Below are 24,141 nucleotides of genomic sequence, written 5' to 3'. Positions count from 1 at the left end.
TGCCACATCTACTACAGCCTAAACTTAGACATAAAAAAGCACGCTTATTTCGCGTGCTTTTTTATGGGTTTATTGAAAGATTAGATCTCTCTTACTGCACCTTTGGCAGCACTTGTAGCATGCATTGCATAAGCTTTGAGTGCTTTCGAAATTTTACGTGGACGCTCTTTCGCAGGCTTCCAACCTTTCGCTTCTTGTTGCGTACGGCGATGCGCCATTGTTGCATCGTCTACTGCCAAGTGAATGGTACGGTTTGGAATATCAATTTCGATACGGTCACCATCTTCAACCAAGGCAATTGCACCGCCTTCAGCTGCTTCAGGAGAAACGTGGCCAATTGAAAGACCTGAAGAACCGCCCGAGAAACGACCATCTGTTACCAGTGCGCAGTCTTTACCTAAGCCTTTCGATTTTAAATAGCTGGTTGGGTAAAGCATTTCTTGCATACCTGGACCGCCTTGCGGGCCTTCGTAGCGGATAAGAACCACATCACCTGCAACGATTTTACCGCCTAGGATCGCTTCTACTGCATCATCTTGGCTTTCAAATACACGTGCTGTGCCGTTGAATTTTAAGATCGATTCATCTACACCCGCAGTTTTTACGATACAGCCATCAAGCGCAATGTTACCGTAAAGCACTGCCAAACCGCCGTCTTTAGAGAACGCATGTTCTGCATTGCGGATGACGCCCTTTTCACGGTCGCCGTCTAAACGTGAGTAGTAACGGTCTTGTGAGAAGGCAGTTTGTGTTGGTACACCGCCTGGCGCAGATTTGAAGAAATTATAAACATCTTCATCTTCAGTGCGGATAATGTCCCACTTATCCAAAGCGTCTTTTAAGGTTGGCTCATGTACAGTACTCACAGAAGTATCTAATAAGCCTGCACGGTCTAATTCACCCAAGATTGACATGATGCCACCTGCACGGTGTACATCTTCCATGTGAACGTCTTGTTTCGCTGGTGCAACTTTACATAGCACAGGTACTTTACGTGATAAACGGTCAATATCGTCCATCGTAAAGTCTACTTCTGCTTCGTGTGCAGCAGCTAAAAGATGCAATACCGTATTGGTTGAACCGCCCATTGCGATGTCTAAAGTCATGGCATTTTCATAGGCTGCTTTAGGAGCAATATTACGCGGTAACACGCTGTAATCATTTTGTTCGTAGTGACGTTTAGTAATCTCTACGATTAACTGACCTGCTTTTTCGAATAATTTTTTACGGTTGGCATGTGTTGCAAGTGTTGAACCATTGCCCGGCAAAGATAAACCTAATGCTTCTGTTAAGCAGTTCATTGAGTTTGCCGTGAACATACCTGAACATGAACCGCATGTTGGACATGCAGAGCGTTCATATTCTTTTACTTCTTCGTCAGTAAAGTTGTCATCAGCCGCTACGATCATGGCATCAACAAGGTCAATTGCATGTTCATTGCCACGGATTTTAACTTTACCCGCTTCCATTGGACCGCCTGATACAAACACCACTGGAATGTTCAAACGCATTGATGCCATTAGCATCCCTGGGGTGATTTTGTCACAGTTAGAGATACATACCATTGCGTCTGCACAGTGTGCATTCACCATGTATTCAACTGAGTCTGCAATCAAGTCACGTGAAGGCAATGAATACAACATGCCGTCATGGCCCATTGCAATACCATCATCTACAGCGATAGTGTTGAATTCTTTGGCTACACCACCTGCCTGTTCAATTTGGCGCGCCACAAGTTGACCTAAGTCTTTGAGATGAACGTGGCCTGGTACGAATTGCGTGAATGAGTTAACGACCGCAATAATTGGCTTGCCGAAGTCTTCGTCTTTCATACCAGTTGCGCGCCATAAGCCACGCGCACCCGCCATGTTTCTTCCGTGTGTCGATGTTTTTGAACGATAATCAGGCATGGTGTTATTCCAACTATGTTTGTGCTGGAGTAAATGATCGCATTTACTCTGGCAAAATCTTTATGATTGTGAGCATGAAAACAGTTTAATTTTAAACATATCATAAAATAAGCTACTGTTATGCAACGTAGCGAAAAATGCGTGTGACCGCTTAGATATGTCTATATCTGCTTCGATGCAGGCACAATAAATTTCTATGTTAAAACTACTATAACGCTATCATCAATGATTAAATACAAAACTTTCATGAATAATTTTTACAATTTGCATGAGTTTTATTTATATAAATACTGATCCAATGCCATAAAAAAAGCACTCCTCAGAATGCTTTTTTTATATGGTTAAAATTTAAAAGCTTACCAATTTACGGTAACTCGCCGATTGGGCGCTAAACATTGGATTTCACTTGAGCGTTTTAATTGCCCTTCACAGCTTTGGTATTCTCCTGTCGCGCCTTGTGCTGATACATGAATGCGATCAGCAGCAATTCCATTTTGGGTGAGCAATGCCGCCACAGTTTGTGCACGTCGTGCAGATAAATTTTGATTATAAGCAGCATGGCCTTTTCGGTCGGTATAACCTGTAATTTGAATCGGCTGATTACTGTTTTTTAATGCAGCTACCAATTCATTAAATTGAATAGACTGTTGCTCAATCGAGGATGCATCACTACGGTCAAATGCAAATAGAAAGTGAGCTGCATGCTTTTCTGGGCTTGGAGCTGGTACAACAGGAGGCGTTTCATTATTTGCGCCATACTGTGCTAAACCCTGACAAGCCTCGCCATGAATAACGTTCTGCCAAATAGTGTTGATCAAAATCAATTCGTAATTGGCATCTGCGGTAGTTTTGTGTTTCTGGAACTCGAATATCTAAAACATAGTTCCATTGGCGTACCGCAAACAACCCTTCACTAAACTGTGGATTACCCAGTAAGCGTCGAATTTGATCTTTAGTCAGCCCATTATCCAAACGCAGTACATCTGCATATTCATAACGATGCACTTGTTTTAAGTAACTATCTTTTGGCTCTGGAAAAGTCACATCCTCAGAGGCTTGGTTTAAATTTAGGTTTTCATTTGCCCATACTGATGATGCCATACCCACAACGATCAGGCCCATCATCGCAATCTTCTGTGTTCTATTCATTGTTATATTCTCTCTAATTGTTTGAATCTAAGAAAAGTGTAGATATCCCGTGTATTAATCAATCACACCACTGATACCAATTCGAACACTTGGATCACCTTGAGAGGCTGCTGCAACACCACCTGTTAATGACCAGCGACCATTGTCCGCTGTTTTACGTAAGGTCACACCAATTGCATTTTCACCACCGTGATAGGCCGCACCCACTGCATAAGTATATTTACCTGCAATATAAGGTGCGTTTTCTAAGGACATAGCTGCTGCAATACCTGCATTTGCTGTTTTCTCTACATCATCAATTCGGTTATTGGTATTACGGAAACTTTGTTCTAAGCGGTCGCCTAACACATCGATTCTGTTATTGATGGTGCTATCCGCCTGATTGAGTGCACCCAACGCATCACCAACATTGTTATAGCTATTACTACCCGAACCATTGTTAATCACATAAGTTGGTGCCGTATAGGTTTTGGTATTGTCGTTATAGGTTGCGCCACCACCAAGGAAACTATTGAAGGCATTATTCGTTGCATTCAATTGTGAACCGTTCACCGCATCTGTAGATGTTGATGAAATGGCCCCCGGTGCAACATTGGTGACTTTATTGCCTCCTGCACTAATGCCACTATCTGTCACGCTCACCACTTTATTCGGGTCAGTATGAGCAATGGTGATGCCGTTGTTATTCACACTGGTGTTGCCAGCTTTGAACTCATTTGCGCTGACATTTCCACCGACACTCACGTTGTTGCTGACATTCACATTATCAAAATTAACATCCTTCGCCGTTGCAACTTGATAGTTCGTAGAACCATCGGTATTGGTCGATGGTGTAACGACAATATTTGCACCTTGTATCACTGTGGTTTTGGCTTTGGTGGCTGCCGTATTTACGCTCGAAATTGCATCATTAATATTAGACCTCTTGCGAAAGTCCTTATTGCGAGTTTATTCGGTTTACCAGTGCAGCAATTAAGTTAATGCGTAAACCGAATCTTTTCCGTCTATTTCGATAGCGCTCACTCAATATTCTAAATGTTTTCAATTGACTATTGATGTGTTCGATCACAACTCGTATTTTTCCAATCAGTTTATTGTAATTTTTCTCAACACTAAATAAGGGGAAATTCTTCTTTTTCTTTATGGGCATCAATAATTTAAAGCCATGTTGCTCTAATCCGTAGTACCCTAAATCGGTCATAACATATTCACAATGTTTAAATTTCTTAATCGTTTTTCTTGCCAGTGTAATGTCATGCTGACTGCCATTCGATATATCTAGCCCTATGATTTGTTTACTCTTCGGATGATAGATCACTTGAGCTTTTAGCGTATGTTTCTTTTTTTACCACTATAGAACTTACTCTGATTTTTTTTCGGGCGTTCGATTGAACATTCTGTCGCATTAATAATGACCCAGTTAAAGTGTTCTTCTACTGTGGTTATGCTTCGTTTTGGCAGGGTAAAACGTCTTGATTTCATCAATGCATTTTCAACTTTTTTAATCGTCCGATTCACATTACTTTCAGCAATATGGTAATTTGCCGCTAATTCCAGTTGAGTGCTGTAGTTTCGTAAGTAATTGAGAGTTAATAACAATTGATCCTCTATATCTAAAGTATGAGGTTGACCTGATTTCTTTTTGAGTGATTCTGCTTTTTCTAGAACGTCTACCATCTCAGTAAAAACTTGTCGAGGTACGCCAACCAAGCGTTTGAATTCAGAATCTGAAAAACGATTTAATTTCTGATATCTCATGAAATTTATATGGAGGTGATTTTTACTTTCGCAAGAGATACCGTCTGAAACGTCAAGCAAATTATTGAGAATTCATGCTCAATAATCCGCTTGATAAGGTTGTTGGTGTTTGAGTACACCATAACAAAGATGAACCAACTTCCTCATCGCAGCTCCAATCGCCATCATTTTGGTTTTACCATTGGCCAATAATCTTTCATTCATCCCTCTAATGTGGGGATTATGCCGAGTTGCGACAATGGCTGCCATATATAAACCGGCACGTATTTTGGAAGAGCCCGCTTTGGATAAACGGCTTCTGCCATGAATGGAGCTACCTGATTGCTTTTGAATGGGGACCAAGCCAACAAAGGCGGCCGCTTGACTAGCGCTTTCAAAAGTATGGCTGCGCAAGAAACTAAGCATTAATAAACTGGTTCGATCTGCAATAGCTGGAATACTGCTGAGCAGTTCTTTATCATTTCTTAAATCAGGATTCTGATCGATATGAGCATCAATTTGCTGGTCGATACCCTGAATGTGCTTGTTTAACTGCCTAATACTCTTATGGATAGACTAAAGTACAGGTTCCATCGTGAAGGTAGACTCTGCTTTTTCCAAACGATTCTTTTCACGTTGTAAATCTTCACAAAGCACAGCTCTTCTATCTAGCAAAGCATTCAGAAATTGAATAGGTTGGGGTAAAGGTTGCCAAAAATGTAGATCGGCAGTCATCGCAAATCGAGCTAGAACTTCATTATCCACCTTGTCTGTTTTATTTAGCTTAGACATACTCTGAGCAAAATATCGAGCTCTGGCAGGATTGGTTACACAGACTTGATAGTCCGCATCAAATAAATATTTAGCCAAGAGTTCATGATAAATAGATGTGGCTTCCATTAAGATAATGGTCTGCGTAGAAGTTGCAGCATGCTACTTTAGCCAGGTTTGAAGTTGCTCAAAACCTTTTGGCGTATTTGAAAAAGTTTTGGTTTTCTTTTTACTTGCAGAATTTTCTAAAATTAAACAGCAATCAATTTTAGCTTTAGCAACATCAATACCAAGATAAAACATAATCTTTACCTGCTTTATTTATCCAATTATTGTTTTAGCATAACCACCGTCTTTTCTTGTGAATGAATAGCCACCGATTTTGTAGACACCTTTTAGTTAGATAAAATGGCTAATTAACGAGGTGCTTATGAGCAGTAAACGATACCCTGAAGAATTCAAAATTGAAGCAGTAAAACAAGTCACTGAGAAAGGTCATAGTGTGGCTGAAGTTGCTACACGTTTAGGAACCACTACACATAGTCTGTATGCTTGGATCAAACGTTATGATCCACAGCAGCCCAAGACAACAGAATCTAGTGATCCAACTACAGAATTAGCGAAATTAAAAAAAGAGCTGCAAAGGGTCACTGAAGAAAGGGACATATTAAAAAAGGCCGCGGTGTACTTCGCAAGCCAGTCCAAATGAGGTACGCCTTTATTCGGGACAACCAACATATATGGTCTGTTCGTCGTTTATGTTCAACGTTAGATGTTCATCACAGTGGTTATTACGCCTGGTTAAAGAAACCTACCAGTATAACTGCGAGGAAGCGGCAACAGCTTTCAGGATTAATTAAACAGTTCTGGTTGGAATCTGGCGGAGTCTACGGTTATCGCAAGATTCATTGTGATTTGAAAGACGTTGGCGAAAGTTGCGGTATCAATCGAGTACATCGACTCATGAAGGCGAATGGTCTCAAGTCACAGCGTGGCTATCGCAAACCTAGAGCTAATGTTAGTACTCCATCGATTGTGGCTCGAAATACTTTAGACAGACAGTTTAACCCCACCCAGCCCAACCAGTTGTGGGTGACTGACATCACTTATATTCGCACTCATGAAGGATGGCTGTATCTTGCAGTGGTAATCGACCTATTCTCACGGCTAGTCGTTGGCTGGTCTATGAAGTCGAGAATCACAACAGATCTGGTTTTAGATGCTCTACTGATGGCTTTGTGGCGAAGAAGCCCAAAGAACAAAGTCCTGATTCATTCTGATCAAGGTAGCCAATACACCAGTCATGAATGGCAGACATTTCTCAAGCATCACAACCTTGAAAGCAGTATGAGCCGGCGTGGAAACTGCCATGATAATGCTGTTGCTGAGAGCTTCTTTCAGCTGTTAAAGCGAGAGAGGATCAAGAAGAAAATCTATGTGACAAGAACTGAAGCAAGGTCGGATATCTTTGAATATATAGAGATGTTCTATAACTCAAAACGCAGACATGGTTCCAATGGTCAGCGTTCTCCATTAGATTATGAAAAGGCCCATCAAAAGATGGTTATGTGTGTCTAGAATTTTGGTGGCTATTCAGAATACTGCATCAAAGTGCTTAGTTACCGTCCAGAGTTGTGCAAGTGGTTAGGGCAAATTGTAGGTTTTATCTCTTTCACAGACTAAAAGTCTTAGGTCTATTACAAACTCTACAATTTGCATATAGTGGAAGCTAATCACTACAAGCTCCAAGATACAAGGTCTATTAATCAAAACTATAAATTTCGAGTTTGGTATAATAGAGCTCACTTCATTTTTTGAGCGTGTTCACGTTGAAAATCATCTTTGCAGGCACGCCCGAATTTGCGGCCGTAGCTTTGGACGCATTATTAAAAACAGAACATGAAATTGTTGCGGTTTACACCCAACCTGACCGTAAAGCTGGTCGCGGTCAAAAACTCACTGCATCTCCAGTGAAACAGTTAGCACTTGAGAACAGCATTCCGGTATATCAACCTTTACATTTTAAATCTTCTACTGAAGACGGCTTAGCAGCTCAAGCAGAACTTCGTGCTCACAACGCAGATGTTATGGTGGTTGCAGCTTATGGTTTGATTCTCCCTCAAGCTGTTTTAGACATGCCTAAATATGGTTGCTTGAATATTCATGGTTCTTTGCTTCCACGCTGGCGCGGTGCAGCACCTATTCAGCGTGCTATCAGCACAGGTGATGCCGAAACTGGTGTAACCATTATGAAAATGGCAGCTGGTTTAGATACGGGTGATATGATGCTGAAAACCATCTGTCCGATTGAAGCTTCAGATACTTCTGCTACTTTGCACGACAAATTGGCGCAACAAGGTGCAGAAGCCACTGTTCAAGTCTTGGCTTCCGAAGCAAGCCTGCAGCGTTATTTGGCTGAACGAGAAGTGCAAGATGAAGCATTAACAGTCTATGCACACAAGCTTTCTAAAGCTGAAGCGCAAATTAACTGGTCTGAAACAGCGGTACAAATTGACCGTAACATTCGTGCCTTTAACCCATGGCCTGTGGCTTTTATTGCGCTAGATGAAAGCAATAATCTGCGTGTTTGGGGCTCTATGCTGTCAAATGTAGATGCTTCAGGCAAAACAGCTGGCACCATTTTAAATATAGACAAGCAAGGCGTTCACGTTGCTTGCGGCGATGAAAAAGCGATTTGCCTGACCAGTCTTCAATGGCCGGGTGGCAAAGCCCTCAACCCCGTTCAAATTAACCAAACTCAAAAACTTCAGGTAGGACAAATTCTCCCATGAGTCAGCCACAACCGGGAACTTCCCACCTTAATTTACGCGCTCAAGTGATTCGTACTTTATTGGCCGTCCATCAAGGTCAATCTCTTGCTAGCGTGCTCCCAATTCATTTACAAAAAGTCGCGGATCGTGATCGTGCACTTTTTCATGAATTAGTACTGGGTTCACTACGCCAGTGGTATAGCTTAAAAAGTATTACTTTGCCGTTACTGACAAAATCAGATAACAACGAAACCGTCGAAACCTGCATGTATGTAGGTATTTACCAACTGCTTTGCACACGACTTGCACCACATGGGGTAATTTCTGAAACTGTTGAAGCTGTAAAGCAATTGGGTTATGGCCCACTCAGTGGTTTGGTTAATGCGGTGCTGCGCCGTGTTTCACGTGAAACAACGCATTTTCAAGAAGAACTCGCTCACGCGCATGGTCTACCAAGTTGGTTATTTAAACGCTTGAAAAAAGACTGGGGCGAAGAAACCCTTGAAAAATTATGTTGGGATTTAAAACAAATTGCCCCACTCACACTCCGTGTCAACGACAGTGCAGTGAGCCGTGGTGACTTCTTAGACATTTTAACCGAACACAATATTGCTGCCCGTGCATGTGAACTTTCAGATGTTGGGATCGTGCTCGAGCAAGCTGTTCAAATTCCAAACCTTCCTGGCTTTGAAGATGGCGGTTTTTCTGTACAAGATGAGCACGCTCAGCTCTGCGCACAAATTTTGCCAAACTTAGATGGCAAAGTGGTGGTAGATGCATGTGCAGCACCAGGTGGTAAAACAGCACATTTACTTGAACGCTTTGACCTGAAAAAGTTATATGCCATTGATCAAGATTCAAAACGCTTATTACGCGTTTCTGAAAATCTAGAACGCCTTCAATTGACACAGCACGCGGATGTTGAAATTTTGACAGCCGATGCGACCAACTGGATTGTACCTGAAGCTGTCGATTGTATCGTTCTAGATGCACCATGCTCGGCGATTGGTGTAATGCGCCGCCATCCAGATATTCGCTTACTGCGCCAATCAAGTGATATTGCTCAAACCGTTGCGCTGCAAAAAGAAATTTTGCAACACATGTGGCAACAAGTGAAAGCTGGTGGCCACTTGCTCTACATCACTTGTTCAATTTTAAAAGCGGAAAATGAACAGCAGATGGTTGATTTTTTTGCAACGCATGCAGATGCTCAAGAAATTAAAATTGATGCAGATTGGGGAATTGAACAAATCCACGGTCGTCAATTGTTACCACAGCAAGCGAAAGGTGATGGTTTTTATTATTGCTTGATCCAAAAGACAGCATAAGCCGATTTACACAATAAAAAAGGTGGCCATGGCCACCTTTTTTATGCAAAAACATACGGTCAGTGCTCAATTTGCAAGTCTCGCCATTGAGGCTGTACAGTAATTGAATTCGTCTCGGCATCGTTAAAATACACCACGACTCGACGGCTTTTTGCATGAGCCATCTCAATCTGCTGATCATCCTGCAGTTCGACTTTCCCTTTTGCCTCTGCAGTAATTCGACTCGCATTTACCCCTTTTTCAAGGAGATAGTCACGCACTGCATCGATACGGCGTTGAGATAACGCAATGTTATAAGCGACGCTGGCACGGCTATCGGTATACCCTTTTAGAGTAATACTCATATCAGGATATTCAGCCAAAATACTTGCAATTCGCTCCAAAACACCTTTGCCTTCTGCATTTAATACCGCCCGATCTACCGCAAAATGTACAATATTTTCAACCACAACATTAGGTAAAGCAGCCTCAATCACTTCAGGTTCTACAGATGTTTTAGGCTTTAATGGCCATACATCTGGGTTTACGCCATGACAGCCTTTGCCATTCAATGCAGATAACTCAGGGACTTCTGCCTCGCTCCAATTCAGGTACGGCTTTTCTTCAGGCAAAGCATAAATCACTTTTTGCAATTGACGTTCAGCACTTATAAAATGCTCACGCGCATGACGCCATCCCAACTCACAATACTCAGCAGCAGCCCAAACTAACATGACCTCGGCATTGGCCAACGCTTGAGGCTCAGCATCCAAAGCACCACGTTGCTTTAAATATTCAATTTGCCACCACAAATCACGGCGCATCACCTGTGAAGGCGAAATAATTTGCGTCACTAAATTGATATTGGACGGCTCAACAAGTTGGTTAGCCTGCACATAAGCCTCTTTACCTGCTGATGTAAATCCGCGTTCGCTATACTCATGATTAGCATAACTCAACCAAGCTTCAGCTTTTGCCAACTGATAACGCTCAATCCCAGAGGTCGTTGTAGCAATACTCTCATTAATAGATTGCTTTAATTGTTGTACATTCGCTTTGCTATATGGCTCTACTTCGGTCGCCATCGCACCAGATGTCATCAAGCAGCCAATTAACATCATCATTTTTGATTTTAAAACTGACATTATTTTGGCTCCAATGCTTTGTTGACGAACTTATTTTTTCGATTCAATAAGTTTTCATCAAATTTGAATCGGAATCTAAAATAAGTTCCATCCATAGTGGTTTCACCATCCGTGAGGTCTTTGTCGTGATAACCAATAAAGTTATAGCCACCTGACACCCATAAATTGGTTGCCAGTAAATACCCCACTTCTACCCCTGCAAGATAGCGAATACCATCAGATACGTTATTCCACATCACACCAGTATTCACACCCGCATCCCAACGCTCGCTAATGTCATACATAAAACGTGTATTGAGCATTTGTGTCATACCACTGGTTTGAATAAAACCATAAGTTTCATCTAGATATTTCACTGCATACTGTCCAGATAAATGAATATCACGGACAGGATGGTAGTTAAGGTGCGTCGATAAAATATATGCACTACGTTCGTATGGAGCGCTTAAAGTGGTTTCATTATTTTCATAACGATGTTCTATTTTACTGAGCGCATCAAAGCGGTTGGTTTGTACATCGCGATATGCAGCACCCAATTGGAAGCGGTTGATAAATCGATCGCCAGAATCTTTTGCTTTGTTATCTGTATAGTTCAGTACATTCTTAGCAAGAAGCGTTACTTCATCGGTTAGTTTGTACGCTGTGCCTAGCGTATTTAAGTAGCTATTTGACTGACTTGCCCAACGCCCTTCTAAACGTGCAACATTTTTCCAACGTGGATTACTCAGGTGCTCAATACCTAAAGTCGCAGCGGTTGATTCAAGTGAATCTTTATTGTCACCTTCAATCACTTTAACTTTTTCAAAGCTGGTATTAAAGAATAAGCCTTCTTTTAACTGCCAGCGGTTACGTACCCCCATAGCAGCTTCAGCTTCACGTGCACTCATGCCATCACGCACGCGGTATTCACTAAATACCGAACCATCTCGCATGTACTGACTGTCTAAACCAAATACTGTCGTATTCCGGCTTTGTGAGTCATTCAACTCATATAAACCGCCAATACTCGAAATAAATTCATGGCGCGCGTATGCATGTACATTGTTATAAACATTGGTATCTGCACCAAGTGCAAAGACTTTGCGTTCACTGTCCGCAACATCTTGCTCATATTCCGCAAATACACTTGTTCCATTAAATGGCAGGCTAGCTTTGAGCTTAGAACGAATCGTCGTGCCATTATAAGGCGTAGATACTGTAGACGTTGATTCACTTGCAGCTACAATGGTCTCATCATAATAACGCACACCAAGCTCTGCACTTAATATACGGTTGATGGCACGCTCAATTGTTGCACTCACACCATTACGTATACCCGCATTTGCGATATCTTCTGTACGCAATGCTTCAAGACGAATAACACCTAACTTATCTACACGTGCACTTAGCTTGACTGCACTTTCTTTACGGCCAGAGCTAATTGAAGAGGCCGCATTTTTAAATCCTTCATCCGCTTGATGATGATAGGCTCTTACTTCAATATTCTTATCTTTATAATCCAGCTCAACACGACCTGCCGTACCATCTGTAGGCGTGTCTACACCTTTGGATGCATTGACATTGGTTAAGCTGTCTAAATTAATTGAATCGTGTTCTGAATATGCATATTCAGCAATCAATTTAGTCTTTGAATTTACATTAATAACCGTATTTAAACTGGCTATTTTTTCTTCATCAACTGGATCTTCATTTTGAATATATGAACCACCTACACTCAATTTCTCAGTCAGTTTAAGTGAGCCATTTACCCCAGCCACTGTATATTCATCACCGCCTTTATCGGTTTCAACGGTAATCCTTAAATACACAGGATTCAGGTCTTGATCGACACTACTCAAAGGCGTAGTAAGATAGATACTATTGCTATAACTATCAACTTCATAGTCACTGAAACGCGATAAGGTTTGTTGTGAAATAATTAAACCTGGATTGTTCCGATCTCGAACAATAATTTCAATTTTTTCACTATTTTCGAGCACTTCATCAGCACTAATACCAAGTGAGTATGGCCCAGAAACGCCCATAGCACGTAATTCATTGACAACTTGTGTCGTACTCGTACGTGAAGCAAAACCACTCAGTTTATAGCGATCACCTTCTACTGTAGATTTAACACCTGTAAGCGATCGGCTGTATTGCCCAAGTGATAGGCCTTCTGCATTTTCTGTACGGGTAACATAATCGCCATACATTGCGTATGAGCGACCTTTATCAACGCGAACATAAAACTTACTGGTCGACTGCGCATCAAACCCTTTGGCAGAAGCATCACCATAAACTGGGTAATATTCATCAGGGCGAATATCACGGAATAAACGCTGATTATCTGATTTGGCAGAGTCATACGCCATGGTGAGTAGATAATCACCACGGACCTTACCTTTTAAGAAAAATGCTGCTCGTCCACGTGCCGAATGTGTACCATCCGCTGAACTTGAAATATCATTTAATTCTTCTTCAAAACCATCTTGAGTTGAAGATTTTGATAATTCTTTTGGATCAAAATTATTGAGCGCAAATGAGCCTTCTATAATACCTGCCACAAGCATTGGGCGGAGCTCTGCAAGAAAGCGAACGGGGATGTTCGATTCATACACACCGCTACTAATTCCGAGAACACCTTCCCCTGCTTCTGTTGGAGCAAGCACAGGAACAACAATTGAGCCACCTTCAGCAAAAACTTGGATTCCTGGCTTATTTGGATCTAGGTCTTTAAGCTGAACAACACCTATGCTTGATTCAATATTAATTGGGGTACGAGAGGCAATCGGCGTACCTTCTTCATCGGTAATTTTGACCAGAACTTGAAATACATCTTTGCCGTTGGCATATACATTCGGTTCAACAACTTGGGTATCCAACTTAGACATATTACCCGGAGCAATCACAGTAACTTTATTGCGCTCACGGATGTTGCCCCAATTGTCATACTGACGTGCTTCTATTTCATTTTTACCCGGCTTAAGCGCGACACCAATAAAATCAAAACCAGCCACCGCAGCATCAACATTAACTGCTTTTTTACCAATACGCTTTTCATCGACTTTGACATCGTTTACAAACAATTGAATATCAGTTCCATATACCCCTTTTAACTGCACAGTCGTTTGGGTCGCAGGAAGTACTTGTTGCTCTTTTAAATTTAAGATATGCAAATGATTGGATTCAGAACGCTGTAATTCCTGTTCTAAATCTAAAATCACTGGTGCTTTAATGGGTTCGATCTGTACTGTTTTAACTTCGCGGACATGATCTTTTTTATATTCAATATTACAATTTGCAGATGCACCGTTTGCACTAATACATCCACTCGAAGGCTGACCCTGTACATCAGAAACATAGTTTGTAATAGGATCAACACTTAAATCTGCACGTATCGCCTGTTCCAAAGCATCTAATTGCGCGTCTATATTTTTTTTACGCTCATCAATTTGATCTGACAAAGGCTGACTACATTGTCCCATGCCGTCTGTAATCGCAAAATCTGCGCGGTGTAATTCACCACGTTTAATGTCTACAAAACGGCTTCCAGGATCACCTGCCTGACGGTTATTAATGAGTACCATCTCAGCATTTGCTGGCAAAGTCGTGGTATCTAATTTCAAAACGTGTGTAATTGCTTTTACACCGTAGAAATTATATTTTCCTTCACGATCAGTCACTGCAAAAGTCCCGTCTTCCATATAAATACGGATGCCCGGAACACCTGCTTCACCTACATCTTGAACGCCGTTACGATTACAGTCTGTAAATACCTTACCAACAACAAAACCATCAGTACTAAATACCCCAGGAGAAATTTTTAGCTGTGCTTGAGCTTCATTGGAAGTTGTCCCTAATTGATCTTTTGCATAAGCACGGTTAATGCCATCACCACTTAATGCATTTGGACCAATATAAACGCGGTATTGCACCTTCATTTCTTGTTGTGGTGTCAGTGTACCTAAACCAAATGATAAATAAGGCCCTTTCCCACCTTCAGGATCACTGGCTTTTTTGCTATTCACACGTGTAGTTCCAGTCACATAGACTAAACCACGTGGTAAGGTATCTTTCATATCCACATCGTACAATGTGGTATTGCCTTTATTCGCAACCGTAACGATATAGTCTTTAAAGTCACCAATCTCAGCAGACTTACTGCCACTGACTTCTTTTTTGACCACCAAACGATTATTTACAGATGGTGTTGCAAGCGGATCAATTGGAATATCAATATTTAACGCAGCATCACCTGTTTTCAGGCTAAAGTTCCCCCCATAAGACCAACTCGAGTCAACTGGACGGCTTCCAAAATCATTGTAAATGGTCTTGTCACTGGTAAAGGTATAACTCGTACCCCCCGGAATTGTACTGGTATCTACATGAAAGCTATATGTACCAGGAATTACCAAAGGATAAATAAATTGTCCATTACTATCCGTGATTTGGGTCGCGGGTATTGCAATCAATTGACCCGTTTTTTCATCTATACGGAATGCAACATTGTTTCCAATCGGTTGACCATTTACATCACGTAAAGTAATGGTTGCGCCCGCAACAGGTAATCCAGTTTTAGCATCAAATACAACCCCATAAGGGTCAATTAAAACATCTGCATTAACGTCTGTAATGGTCTTTGTTGAGTTGCCATTTTCGTCTAAACAGTCCGTTAGACTAATCAAGACTTTATCGCGCTTGACCGTTTGTAATACAAAGTCGCCAGAGTTCGGGCTGGTGTTTTCTTCTGTTGGCAATTCAAAGCGGAATACGCCTGTATTTAAGCCTGTTTCAACAGCCTCAACATACTCTGTATCGCCTGTCGTATTCGATACAACTTTAATTTTTACTTTATCTAGCGTTGTGCGTGTTGCATTACATACGGCGCTCGAAGCAGAAATAAACAAAGGTTTTTTGAGACTGACTGTCCCAATAATACTTGAGTAATCCCCTGTATTATTTGAAACATCTGAGTGTCCACCCACTTGGGTAATCGCATCATTTGATATGGTTTTTTTAATTCCCGTTGCTGTCCCATGTTCCACACTAAAGCGGTTAGTTAATGTGGTACTCGAAATATTCGAGTTCATGGTGACAACCAATTCAACAGCCTCTGTTGCATTCCCTGCTAAGGCTTGCGGATAAGCCACCACAAGCTCATTGATGGCATCTTTATTGGTAGGAATCTGCTTGGTATAGCTATTATTGCCAGACTTGTAGAGCACAATTGCATTCGAGTTGGCAGGTTTTGCAGATTTAAATACTGTGTTGGCAGGTAACTCATCTACAAGCAGAACAGCCTGCGTGGAAACCCCATCCACATTAATCGTGGTTAATCCTGAGTTTTTTGCCGAATTATTTTTAACTTCTAATTTATATGTAAGGTCATAAGACTGACCTGCAGCAGGTTCAAATTTTTGCTTATCTACTGTTTTTGTCGCAATCAGTTGTGGAATATAGCTAATGAGTGAATCGGTCGCTTTTGCTTCTGCTGTCGTATCTTGTACCGTATACGCTCGTATCGGTAAATCAACCTGTTGTTTATCTTTTAAAGTCGCAGAAGTATCAGCCACAACCCATAGGTTAACTGTTTCACCTATTTGGAGTGGAATTTTATCTGTAATAACCAGATCGGAACTGTCGAACTGTCCGTTGCCATTACTATCTAGGTATATCTTAACATTACTTAAATCTGGGTGACTCAAACGATCCAACAATACATCTACAGGTGCATTACTGTCGTTTCTGAGTTCATTTAACCAAATGACTTTTGAGCCTGCATCGACTTCTTGTAAAGGTGGTGTGCTTAGCCCAATCACATACAATGGCGTAATGGTCACACCTACAGTATTGGATGGGGAGTTTTTAATGAATCCACCATCTGGGGTGGTATAACTGGCATAGGCGGTATTGCTGATCGTGATACCAGCCGCTGGCATAGAGGCATAGCTTTCATTCACCAAAACAATGGACGAAGCCAAAGTAGTGAATACAAGTGCAATATGTCTGCTATTGACTGGCTCAATTCGCATAAACACGACAATACCCCAAAAAAATTTTAATAATAAAAATAAAGAATCAAAGATAAGCACGAACCGAAGTTCATGCTTATCTACAAACTTAAAAGATTAAGAACCTAAATTTTCAATTACTTATCTACTTCAACAGTGAATTGTAATATCGCATTTTGATTTGGCTGTAATTTAAACGGACTAACAGAGAGTTGTTTGCCATTTAATGTATAAGTTGGTGCCGGTGTCTCTGTAGATGCAGGTACGAAAGAAATATTCGTAGCTGTAGTTGGCGATTTTCCTGTCGTATAAGCAGGAACAGCATCAGTAATTTGAACGTTAGTTACTTCAGCTTTACCATCATTAATTGCCTTAATTTGGTAAACAACACATTCACCTGGTTTAGCAGCCAAGGTTGCCGTACCAAATGTACCAACCGATGTTCCGTCACAATTAGCATCAAGCGCTTGAGTTTTCTCTAAACGAACTTGACCAGCAGTCACTGTAGTACGGTCTTTGTTTGAAACCGCAGCAGCTGGATCAATCGTTGAAATTTTACCGTCTGCATATACCTTGATTGTTGAAACATCAACCAAACCATTCGTCGCTGTACTTGGCGCCTGAACTTTTACCCACAACTTAACGCTTTCGTTCTGAGCTAGACCTGCAAGCGCAGCACCTAAGTCATTTTTTTCAGCAGCAGTTAATACCACATCAGCAGAATCTAGTACGCCATTGCTATTAGTATCTACATATACAGTCGTCGTAAAGCCAGCAGTTGCATCATCTTGTGTAATGTCTAAGTAAAGTGTGCCAGCAGCTGAACCTTCAGTGACATTACCAAGGTTGGTTAATGTATGTTCATAGGTCACTGTACCGCCTGGTGCTACTGAACTTTCCTGACCAGTCACTAAGGTTAAATTGCGCACAGCATTTACCACAACTTGGTCTTTCATTGTGTCAGAAAGTTTTGTCGCTACAGATGTAACCGTAAATGTAATGTCTTTGTCACCTGCTGGCGCATTTGCTGGAGGAGTTACTTTTGCACAGAAATGTTGAGTATTATGCGTTGTTGCATTTTCATACGGTTTAACATCACCCGTGTTAGAAATTGGTGCTGTACCTGTGCATTTCCCATCCTTATCTGCTGTAAAGAACTCAACTTTCCAATCTGATGGAAGATCAGTTGTCAGGTTATAGTTATCTGTGCTTGAACCATGGTTGGTCACAGCAATTGGGAAAGTTACCGTTTGACCAGGATTAGTTGTAATCTTGTCTACGATATAGCTTGTATTTTGGCCTTCACCTGTTTTTTCACTGGCATCATCTTTACCGTCTTTGTTACCCTTACCATTACTTAAATCGACAGAATTTTTAGTCACTTCTGAGATTTTTAAAGTAATTGGGTCAGTTTGTGACGCGTCTTTCGTTGAGGTGATTTTTACAACAGCTTGAATATCCTTTTCATTCACCTTTGTGCCACTGAACTCTGGCGGTAAGTTCACAACAGCAATCAACTGATAGCTTCCACCTACAGCAATTGGTCCTGTATCTTTTGCATTGCCTACAGTAGACGTAAGTGGCGTGCCATTTGGCTGCAAGAACGTAACTGTTGTACCTACTGGTAAATTAGATAAAGCATCTAATTCAACAGTAAAGGTATCTGTTGTATCGCCATTGTTGTGTACATAGATCACCTCTAGAGCACCAGAACCGAATTTCACACTACTGCCTTGCGCAACTGACGCTGCAGTAATAGTATCATCAACACCTTGTGGTGTTTTAGTCGTTGCACTATCGTTAATCACACCAGTATTGCTTGAAAGAACTTTAATTTCAGTATTGTTCGTAGGTACATCTGAAACAGTGTTGCCTGATGTATCTGGACCATCGCTGTCATACATTGCGGTGTTGGGTACAGTACCTGGAGCTGTGCCTGCTTTTACGTCTGCTTCAAAGGTAATGTTACCGTCAGTATTACGCTCTACACTTTTGATCACAAAAGTTAATTTTTTTGTGCCTGAATCATATTTATAGTAGCTTGCTGTAGTAGATACCGTAGAAGATAGTAGCGAACCATTCAGCTTGACAACATGTTTTGCTGAGTCAAATTCAAGATTGGTATTTAAGGTATCTTCAATAACCAAATCACCTTTATCATTACCTTTGTTACGGTAAGATAAAGTGTATTCAATTTTTTGAGCAGCAGTTTTAACATTCACTTCATTCACTGAAGCTTTTTTCTCTACAGCAAAGACTGCGCCAGCTGTAATGGTTGCTGTATCAGTATTTGATTTAGTCTTATCTGCTGTAGTCGCTGTGGTATCTGCAGAAATAATTTTACTTGTTGCACTGAGTTCTAACTTACCAGCAGTCGCATTTGATACGCCACCAGCAGTTGTTGCAACCACGATCAAGTTGACTTTGCCACCAGCAGCTACAGTCACAACAGTACCTGATGCACCCAATGTCAATGGTGTATTTGAATCCGCTTTACCATCACCATCTGTGTCTAGGAAGACTTTAATATTACTAAAATCCCAGTCATCACCAGTTTTCAAGTTTATCAAATCAATCGTAAACGTATCTGTACCGTTACCATCGTTATATAAAGTATGTTGGAACTGTACTTCTGAGTTTTGGTTGGCAGAAGTCGTCACACTCTGTACTAAACGGAAGCTACCTACTTGAGTAACTGTCGTTTTTACTTCGTTTGACGTTACTGTGCGTGTAGTTGAACCATCGCTATATGTTGCTGTTGCAATGTTACTAATGTTTGTGCCCGCTGCAGGTGCAGCTGCTTGAGCACCTGTAGAAACTAAAGCTAGACCGCCCAACGCTGTCGCGATAGACAAAGATAAGCTGTTACGCTTAAGTGTTTGTATTGGATTTGACATACTTGCCCCGACCCCAAATGGTTATGTTTATGTTGCTTAAAAAGTAATAAAAAAATTATTCGTTTACAGAATTCACTTTGGTCTGTGCTGTTACCGTCACAGATTTTTTAGATGGCAGTTCTGCCACCTGCCACTGCAAAGCGCGGTAGTCCTTTAGCGGAACGTTCACGGTTTTGCCATTTACTGTTTTTTTCAGTGGCGCTACTGCGAAGTTAATGCCATCTGTACTTGCAAAGGCGCCTGCTGGTGTACTTGTACCTGTATATTGCGTGTCCGCAGGAATCGGTAACGTTGCTTTCAAACCTTTAATGGTTCCAGCCGTGTTATTCGTATACGTTGCACGATATTCAATAATATCTTTTGGTTTGGTCACATCTGACGCAATAAACTGGGCATTGCCTTTGTTATCGACTGTTTTTTTAAATGCTTTGAGCTGAATAGATACAGGCTCTTTGACTTTACTTTCAGCCATAGCGACCTGAGTTGTAGTCAAGCCCATTAATAGACTAAGTGTTAGCCCTTTTAGCACGATATTTGCCTTCAACATATTTCGATCCATTTCAATTAAAATTACATTTTGGTTATGTTTGTCACAATTTTATATCAATTCAACTATAAAATTAAACATTTTTTAAACAAATTAATTACTTATTGTTCATTTTTTTACAAAGTACATAATGTGTTTTCTAAGGTAAATTGCACTCAACCCAATTGTGCTGAGTACAATATTATTTAAAAAACTACTCTACTTGTGCACAAAAACGGACTGTACCCGTTGCACGAGGTGCTAATACCCCTGCAATATTCCAACTCAGCGGAGTAGCACTATCTACAGTAGTGCAATCCCCCCCAGTACACATACTCTTTAGTGATGTACCCAATGGCACTGCATCTTTAAGTACAACATCTACTAAATTTTTGGCTGAGTTATTGGTATAGCTAATTTGGTATTCCAAATAGCTCTCTTTATTTTGGACTTTGGTCAAAATGTTGCTTTTGACAAAAGTGGCTGTATCTGTACTTGTAGAAGGACAAGACTTTACTTCTCGGACACTTTTTACGAGATCTAAACCTGCAGAACCAACAGTGGTGATATCTCGAACAGAATTTGATGAGCTTGTAACACCCTCGCTCATCGTGGGTGTATGCTTCACTGAGAATTGCGCACTTAAGCTGTCACCTGCTTTCGCATTTGAAGGTGACATTACACGCTGAACCAAACAGATTTTTTGTTCAGGTAAAATCGGTGCCGAAAGTGGCGCGCTTTGTAGGGCTAGCTCATAAGATTTTTCACCAGCATCCACAGCACCATTACAGTTGGCATCATAATAAATAAGACTTTGCCAAACTGGATCTATTGCTGGTTGCTGCTGGTTAGATAAATTTAACGTACCAAGCTTATGTACACTTTTTGAAATAATTTCATGTGGATATTCAACAACATCACCAGCAGCAATATTTTTTTGACCATTTTGAGTCAAAATCAGCTGAAGCTGTGCGTCACCAAATAAGAAGCCATCGTAAGTATTTGCATTTGCATTTTTAGTGATGGTAAATAAATCAAAGCTTGCATCCGCCGTTGCAGTCACGGATGCAGACTTGTTAGTACTTACAGACTGATAGTCAGCTACATTCTTTTGTACGAGGCAAACACGATTATTAGCATCAAATACTTCTTGCAGTGTTTGAATTGAAAACTCACCATTTGCATTTGTAATCGTCGATGCCCAAACAGCTTTTGTACTACAGTTTTGCAGTTCAATTTGACTGCCCGCGATACCAACTTCACCAGTATCTACACTTCCGTTATAGGCTTTAGATGCATCTTTTGTAGAGCCACTATTGTCATTAAATACGCGACCACTAAATACATAGCCAGCTTTCTTGTCATTGGTTACTGTACAAACAAGTTTGGCACCAAATTTCAAATTGTCTTTCGAGATGGTTACACTATTGCCAGACTGTATTGCATTCAATGCTGAGCTACTATTTCCACTGTTTATTGCATTGCTGTCTAGGCATGTCACGCTACGCAAGCTATATAAAGCATCTAGTTTTTCTTTAAATAAAACGTCTTGGCCAGCATTGGCATATACAGGTGTAGTAAAACCTGATTCTGTAGCTGAGCTTGAGTTTTTAAGACGAATACTTTGCGGTTCACCAGTGACTGTAGTAACAACTTCACCGCTTTGAATCTGATATGAAGCATTGGCTGATAGGTTACTAAAACTGTCAAATTCAAAAGAACCTGTACCGCCTGTAGATACTTTTTTCAACTCAACAGTTGGTTTTAAGCATGCATTTAAACTATTGAAGCTAAACCCAATATCATCACCTTCATCATCAGCTGAATTTCTTGGACTGATATTTTGAAAGTCTACTATTAGGCTGGTTACATCAGTAGTCAGGCTGGTTGGCAAAGTTAAGGTGAAATTAACTGCCGTAGGTTCTGTACTATATTTGTCAGGTACAAAACTTACTGGTGTTACTGTCGCACCCTCTAAAGCAGTAAAAGTTGCATTATTGTTTGTACTTGCCCCTGGTGTAACCAGCACTGCATAGGCCGTGCCATTCACATAAATTTTAAGCGTGGAACCCGTAATACGTGGAATACCATAAGACCAGTTAATTTTACCCTTTAGCTCTAGTGCACCATTTGGACCTGTTCCATAAGCAACCGAATAAGGTACTACAGCTGGATTAGGCGAATAAGACTTGGGTACTAAAATATTATTAGCGCTATTTGCAATAAACGCTGTATCTGTAATTAAATTCACAGACTGATTGCCATTACATTGATTATTCGCGTTGCCCGTCGTAATTGATGTGTTTTTAGTAATCGTTGTGTTGACAGTAAATGTGTTGTTTGAGGAATCTGTATCTATTAAACCGCTAGGCACAGCAACACTTGCTGTATTTGAAATTGCCGTTCCAGACGGTTCTTTATACACTAAACCAGTGATTGTAAACTCTAAATAGTTCGTATCATTATTATTGGTATCTTTAGCCATTACAGGTAAAAGCCCCAAGGTCATGCTACGGTTATTTGATGTTGTAATATTATTAGGAACTGGACAAATCACTGTTCCAACAGCCTTGCATACAACCTGAATACTGGCTAAATCGCTTAAAAGATTATCTGTAACAGTAGCACCCGTTACAGCAGTTGCTCCCTTATTCCAAACTTTAAGTTTATAGGTAAGTAAATCACCGACTTTTGCTTCTGGTTTATCGACTGTTTTTTCAATTGCTAAGTCAGCTTTATCTGTAATTGTTATAGCCGCGGGAAAGCCCATTTCTAGCAGCCTTTGAAGTTCTGATTGATTACAGGCTCCCCCAGAAAAAGACATGCCTATTGGCCCATATTGACCCTGATCTTTTTTTGCAAAGGAGTTCTGATTAGTCATACGATAGGTGAGTTTATAGTACCCGCCTGTTGTAATAGTCTCTGATACGACATATGGATTCGCTGAGTCATATTTATCTCTTACAGTATTCGCGACAACTCTAGGCGTACTTTCAGTTGATTTTTGGATACTAATATAAGCACCATCATCAATCATAGAAACCGAGGTTCCCACACAAGCAGAAACTTGGCTTGCAGAGGCAGGGATATAAACATAGGTTTCAAATTCCCAAGCACGTAAATTATTAATACCTGATGCAACAGTTGTCATTGGGAGGATGACTGCTGAATAAGGTGAAGTTGTTAAATTTTTAACTATTGTTTCAAAGGTTGGATTCGGTTGATGATTATTACTAACATAAAAATACGTATCGCCATTATCAGTAGTAGAGCTTTGATTTACATACTGACCTTGTGGGTTTTTTTGGTTAACTGGCCAAAAACCCAACATGCTTGATGTTTGATCAGAGTAGGTACCGCATGTTGCTGTATTATTACAGGCACCATCTTTATTACGACCAGCCCAAAATGCACCATAAGGTTTTACCTTTTCTTGCGTATTGCCTTCTTTACCCCACACTCGATGTATGCTTTCTCCCACACCACTGCCAGGGTTTGGCTGATCACTTTTTATCGCTAAAGTTGTTTGCTGTAAAGCTGTTGAAGCCACCGCAGTTTGATCTACTGAATAGGTAATTTTAAGATCAAAAGTTGCATTTAGAACAACACTGCCAATAGCACAGCTATATGTTTTATTTGATAAAGTACATGCTGTATTTCCCGCCCCCCAAGTTACAGCTGTAATACTCACCCCTGGCGTAGTAGCGCCACGTACTTCAGCAATCGTATTTGTAGCATTTGCTGGACCAAAATTTTTAATCGTTGCTGTTTGAACGCCACTGCTTCCCTTTGCAATAGCAGGTGTATCTACTGTGATAACTTCAAAGCGTGAAACGGTATCAGCAATTAAGGATGTTACAGGCGCAGAATTTACTGATGTAAAGCTAACACTAGAAAGAACCCCCAATAAGAACGCTTTTCTAAGATTATTTTTCATA

At 40.8% G+C, this 24,141-nt stretch carries 10 protein-coding genes and 3 pseudogenes; 3 read left to right on the top strand and 10 right to left on the bottom strand.

Features of this window, described 5'->3' with window-relative positions; translation table 11 throughout:
* Window positions 1-80: 80 nt before the first annotated feature.
* The 5 genes and pseudogenes from ilvD to C9E88_RS00195 form a co-directional block, all read right to left on the bottom strand.
* Window positions 81-1,910: a dihydroxy-acid dehydratase gene (gene ilvD / locus C9E88_RS00215; RefSeq protein ID WP_106986450.1), complete on the bottom strand. Its 1,830-nt coding sequence runs from the start codon at window positions 1,908-1,910 to the stop codon at window positions 81-83.
* A 356-nt stretch (window positions 1,911-2,266) separates the two neighbouring features.
* Window positions 2,267-3,059, bottom strand: a pseudogene (tpgA, locus tag C9E88_RS00210) (trimeric autotransporter adhesin/peptidogylcan-associated protein TpgA).
* Window positions 3,060-3,113: 54 nt separating this feature from the next.
* Window positions 3,114-3,863, bottom strand: a pseudogene (locus C9E88_RS00205) (YadA-like family protein); the annotation flags it as partial.
* Between the two features lie 133 nt (window positions 3,864-3,996).
* Window positions 3,997-4,817 (bottom strand): IS5 family transposase gene (locus tag C9E88_RS00200; RefSeq protein ID WP_106986448.1). Its coding sequence is split into 2 segments (ribosomal slippage): window positions 3,997-4,406 and window positions 4,406-4,817, totalling 822 coding nucleotides; the frame shifts between segments, so codons are not numbered across the junction.
* 78 nt (window positions 4,818-4,895) lie between these two features.
* A pseudogene (locus tag C9E88_RS00195) lies at window positions 4,896-5,870 on the bottom strand (IS110 family RNA-guided transposase).
* A gap of 127 nt (window positions 5,871-5,997) precedes the next feature.
* Between C9E88_RS00195 and C9E88_RS00190 the strand changes: the two are divergent.
* The 3 genes from C9E88_RS00190 (at window position 5,998) to rsmB (ending at window position 9,666) form a co-directional block, all read left to right on the top strand.
* Window positions 5,998-7,145, top strand: a protein-coding gene (locus C9E88_RS00190) for an IS3 family transposase (protein WP_100358110.1) whose coding sequence is annotated in 2 segments (ribosomal slippage) — window positions 5,998-6,244 and window positions 6,244-7,145 — 1,149 coding nt in all. Because the reading frame shifts where the segments join, the coding sequence is not laid out codon by codon here.
* Between the two features lie 251 nt (window positions 7,146-7,396).
* Entirely contained in the window at window positions 7,397-8,359 is a 963-nt protein-coding gene (gene fmt / locus C9E88_RS00185) for a methionyl-tRNA formyltransferase (RefSeq protein ID WP_106986447.1), read from the top strand.
* Entirely contained in the window at window positions 8,356-9,666 is a 1,311-nt protein-coding gene (rsmB, locus tag C9E88_RS00180) for a 16S rRNA (cytosine(967)-C(5))-methyltransferase RsmB (RefSeq protein WP_106986446.1), read from the top strand. Before fmt ends, rsmB begins: the two co-directional genes overlap by 4 nt.
* A 59-nt stretch (window positions 9,667-9,725) precedes the next feature.
* On the opposite strand, the gene C9E88_RS00175 is transcribed toward rsmB, so the two are convergent.
* From C9E88_RS00175 to C9E88_RS00155, 5 genes are all read right to left on the bottom strand, one after another.
* Complete coding sequence (locus C9E88_RS00175; RefSeq protein ID WP_106986445.1) at window positions 9,726-10,790, bottom strand: OmpA family protein; 1,065 nt, start codon at window positions 10,788-10,790, stop codon at window positions 9,726-9,728.
* Window positions 10,790-16,801 carry an SdrD B-like domain-containing protein gene (locus C9E88_RS00170; RefSeq protein ID WP_227865906.1) on the bottom strand — a complete coding sequence of 2,004 codons (6,012 nt, stop codon included), beginning with the start codon at window positions 16,799-16,801 and terminating at the stop codon, window positions 10,790-10,792. Before C9E88_RS00170 ends, C9E88_RS00175 begins: the two co-directional genes overlap by 1 nt.
* Before the next feature lie 116 nt (window positions 16,802-16,917).
* On the bottom strand, window positions 16,918-19,677 hold the full coding sequence (locus tag C9E88_RS00165; RefSeq protein ID WP_106986444.1) for an NEW3 domain-containing protein: 2,760 nt from the start codon (window positions 19,675-19,677) through the stop codon (window positions 16,918-16,920).
* Window positions 19,678-19,732: 55 nt separating this feature from the next.
* Window positions 19,733-20,224 carry a hypothetical protein gene (locus C9E88_RS00160; RefSeq protein ID WP_106986443.1) on the bottom strand — a complete coding sequence of 164 codons (492 nt, stop codon included), beginning with the start codon at window positions 20,222-20,224 and terminating at the stop codon, window positions 19,733-19,735.
* Between the two features lie 193 nt (window positions 20,225-20,417).
* Entirely contained in the window at window positions 20,418-24,140 is a 3,723-nt protein-coding gene (locus C9E88_RS00155; RefSeq protein ID WP_162368819.1) for a prealbumin-like fold domain-containing protein, read from the bottom strand.
* Window position 24,141: the final 1 nt, after the last annotated feature.

It is taken from the genome of Acinetobacter cumulans, from assembly GCF_003024525.3.
In the GTDB taxonomy this organism is placed as follows: domain Bacteria; phylum Pseudomonadota; class Gammaproteobacteria; order Pseudomonadales; family Moraxellaceae; genus Acinetobacter; species Acinetobacter cumulans.
The sequence above is the reverse complement of the archived record's forward strand: the minus strand, read 5'-3'. Positions and strand labels throughout refer to the sequence as shown.

What these genes read in the sequence shown, in the direction of transcription:
- C9E88_RS00170 (WP_227865906.1), bottom strand. Translation starts at nt 16,801, where the DNA reads ATGCGAATTGAGCCAGTCAATAGCAGACATATTGCACTTGTATTCACT.
- ilvD (WP_106986450.1), bottom strand. Translation starts at nt 1,910, where the DNA reads ATGCCTGATTATCGTTCAAAAACATCGACACACGGAAGAAACATGGCG.
- C9E88_RS00155 (WP_162368819.1), bottom strand. Translation starts at nt 24,140, where the DNA reads ATGAAAAATAATCTTAGAAAAGCGTTCTTATTGGGGGTTCTTTCTAGT.
- C9E88_RS00160 (WP_106986443.1), bottom strand. Translation starts at nt 20,224, where the DNA reads ATGTTGAAGGCAAATATCGTGCTAAAAGGGCTAACACTTAGTCTATTA.
- rsmB (WP_106986446.1), top strand. Translation starts at nt 8,356, where the DNA reads ATGAGTCAGCCACAACCGGGAACTTCCCACCTTAATTTACGCGCTCAA.
- C9E88_RS00165 (WP_106986444.1), bottom strand. Translation starts at nt 19,677, where the DNA reads ATGTCAAATCCAATACAAACACTTAAGCGTAACAGCTTATCTTTGTCT.
- C9E88_RS00175 (WP_106986445.1), bottom strand. Translation starts at nt 10,790, where the DNA reads ATGTCAGTTTTAAAATCAAAAATGATGATGTTAATTGGCTGCTTGATG.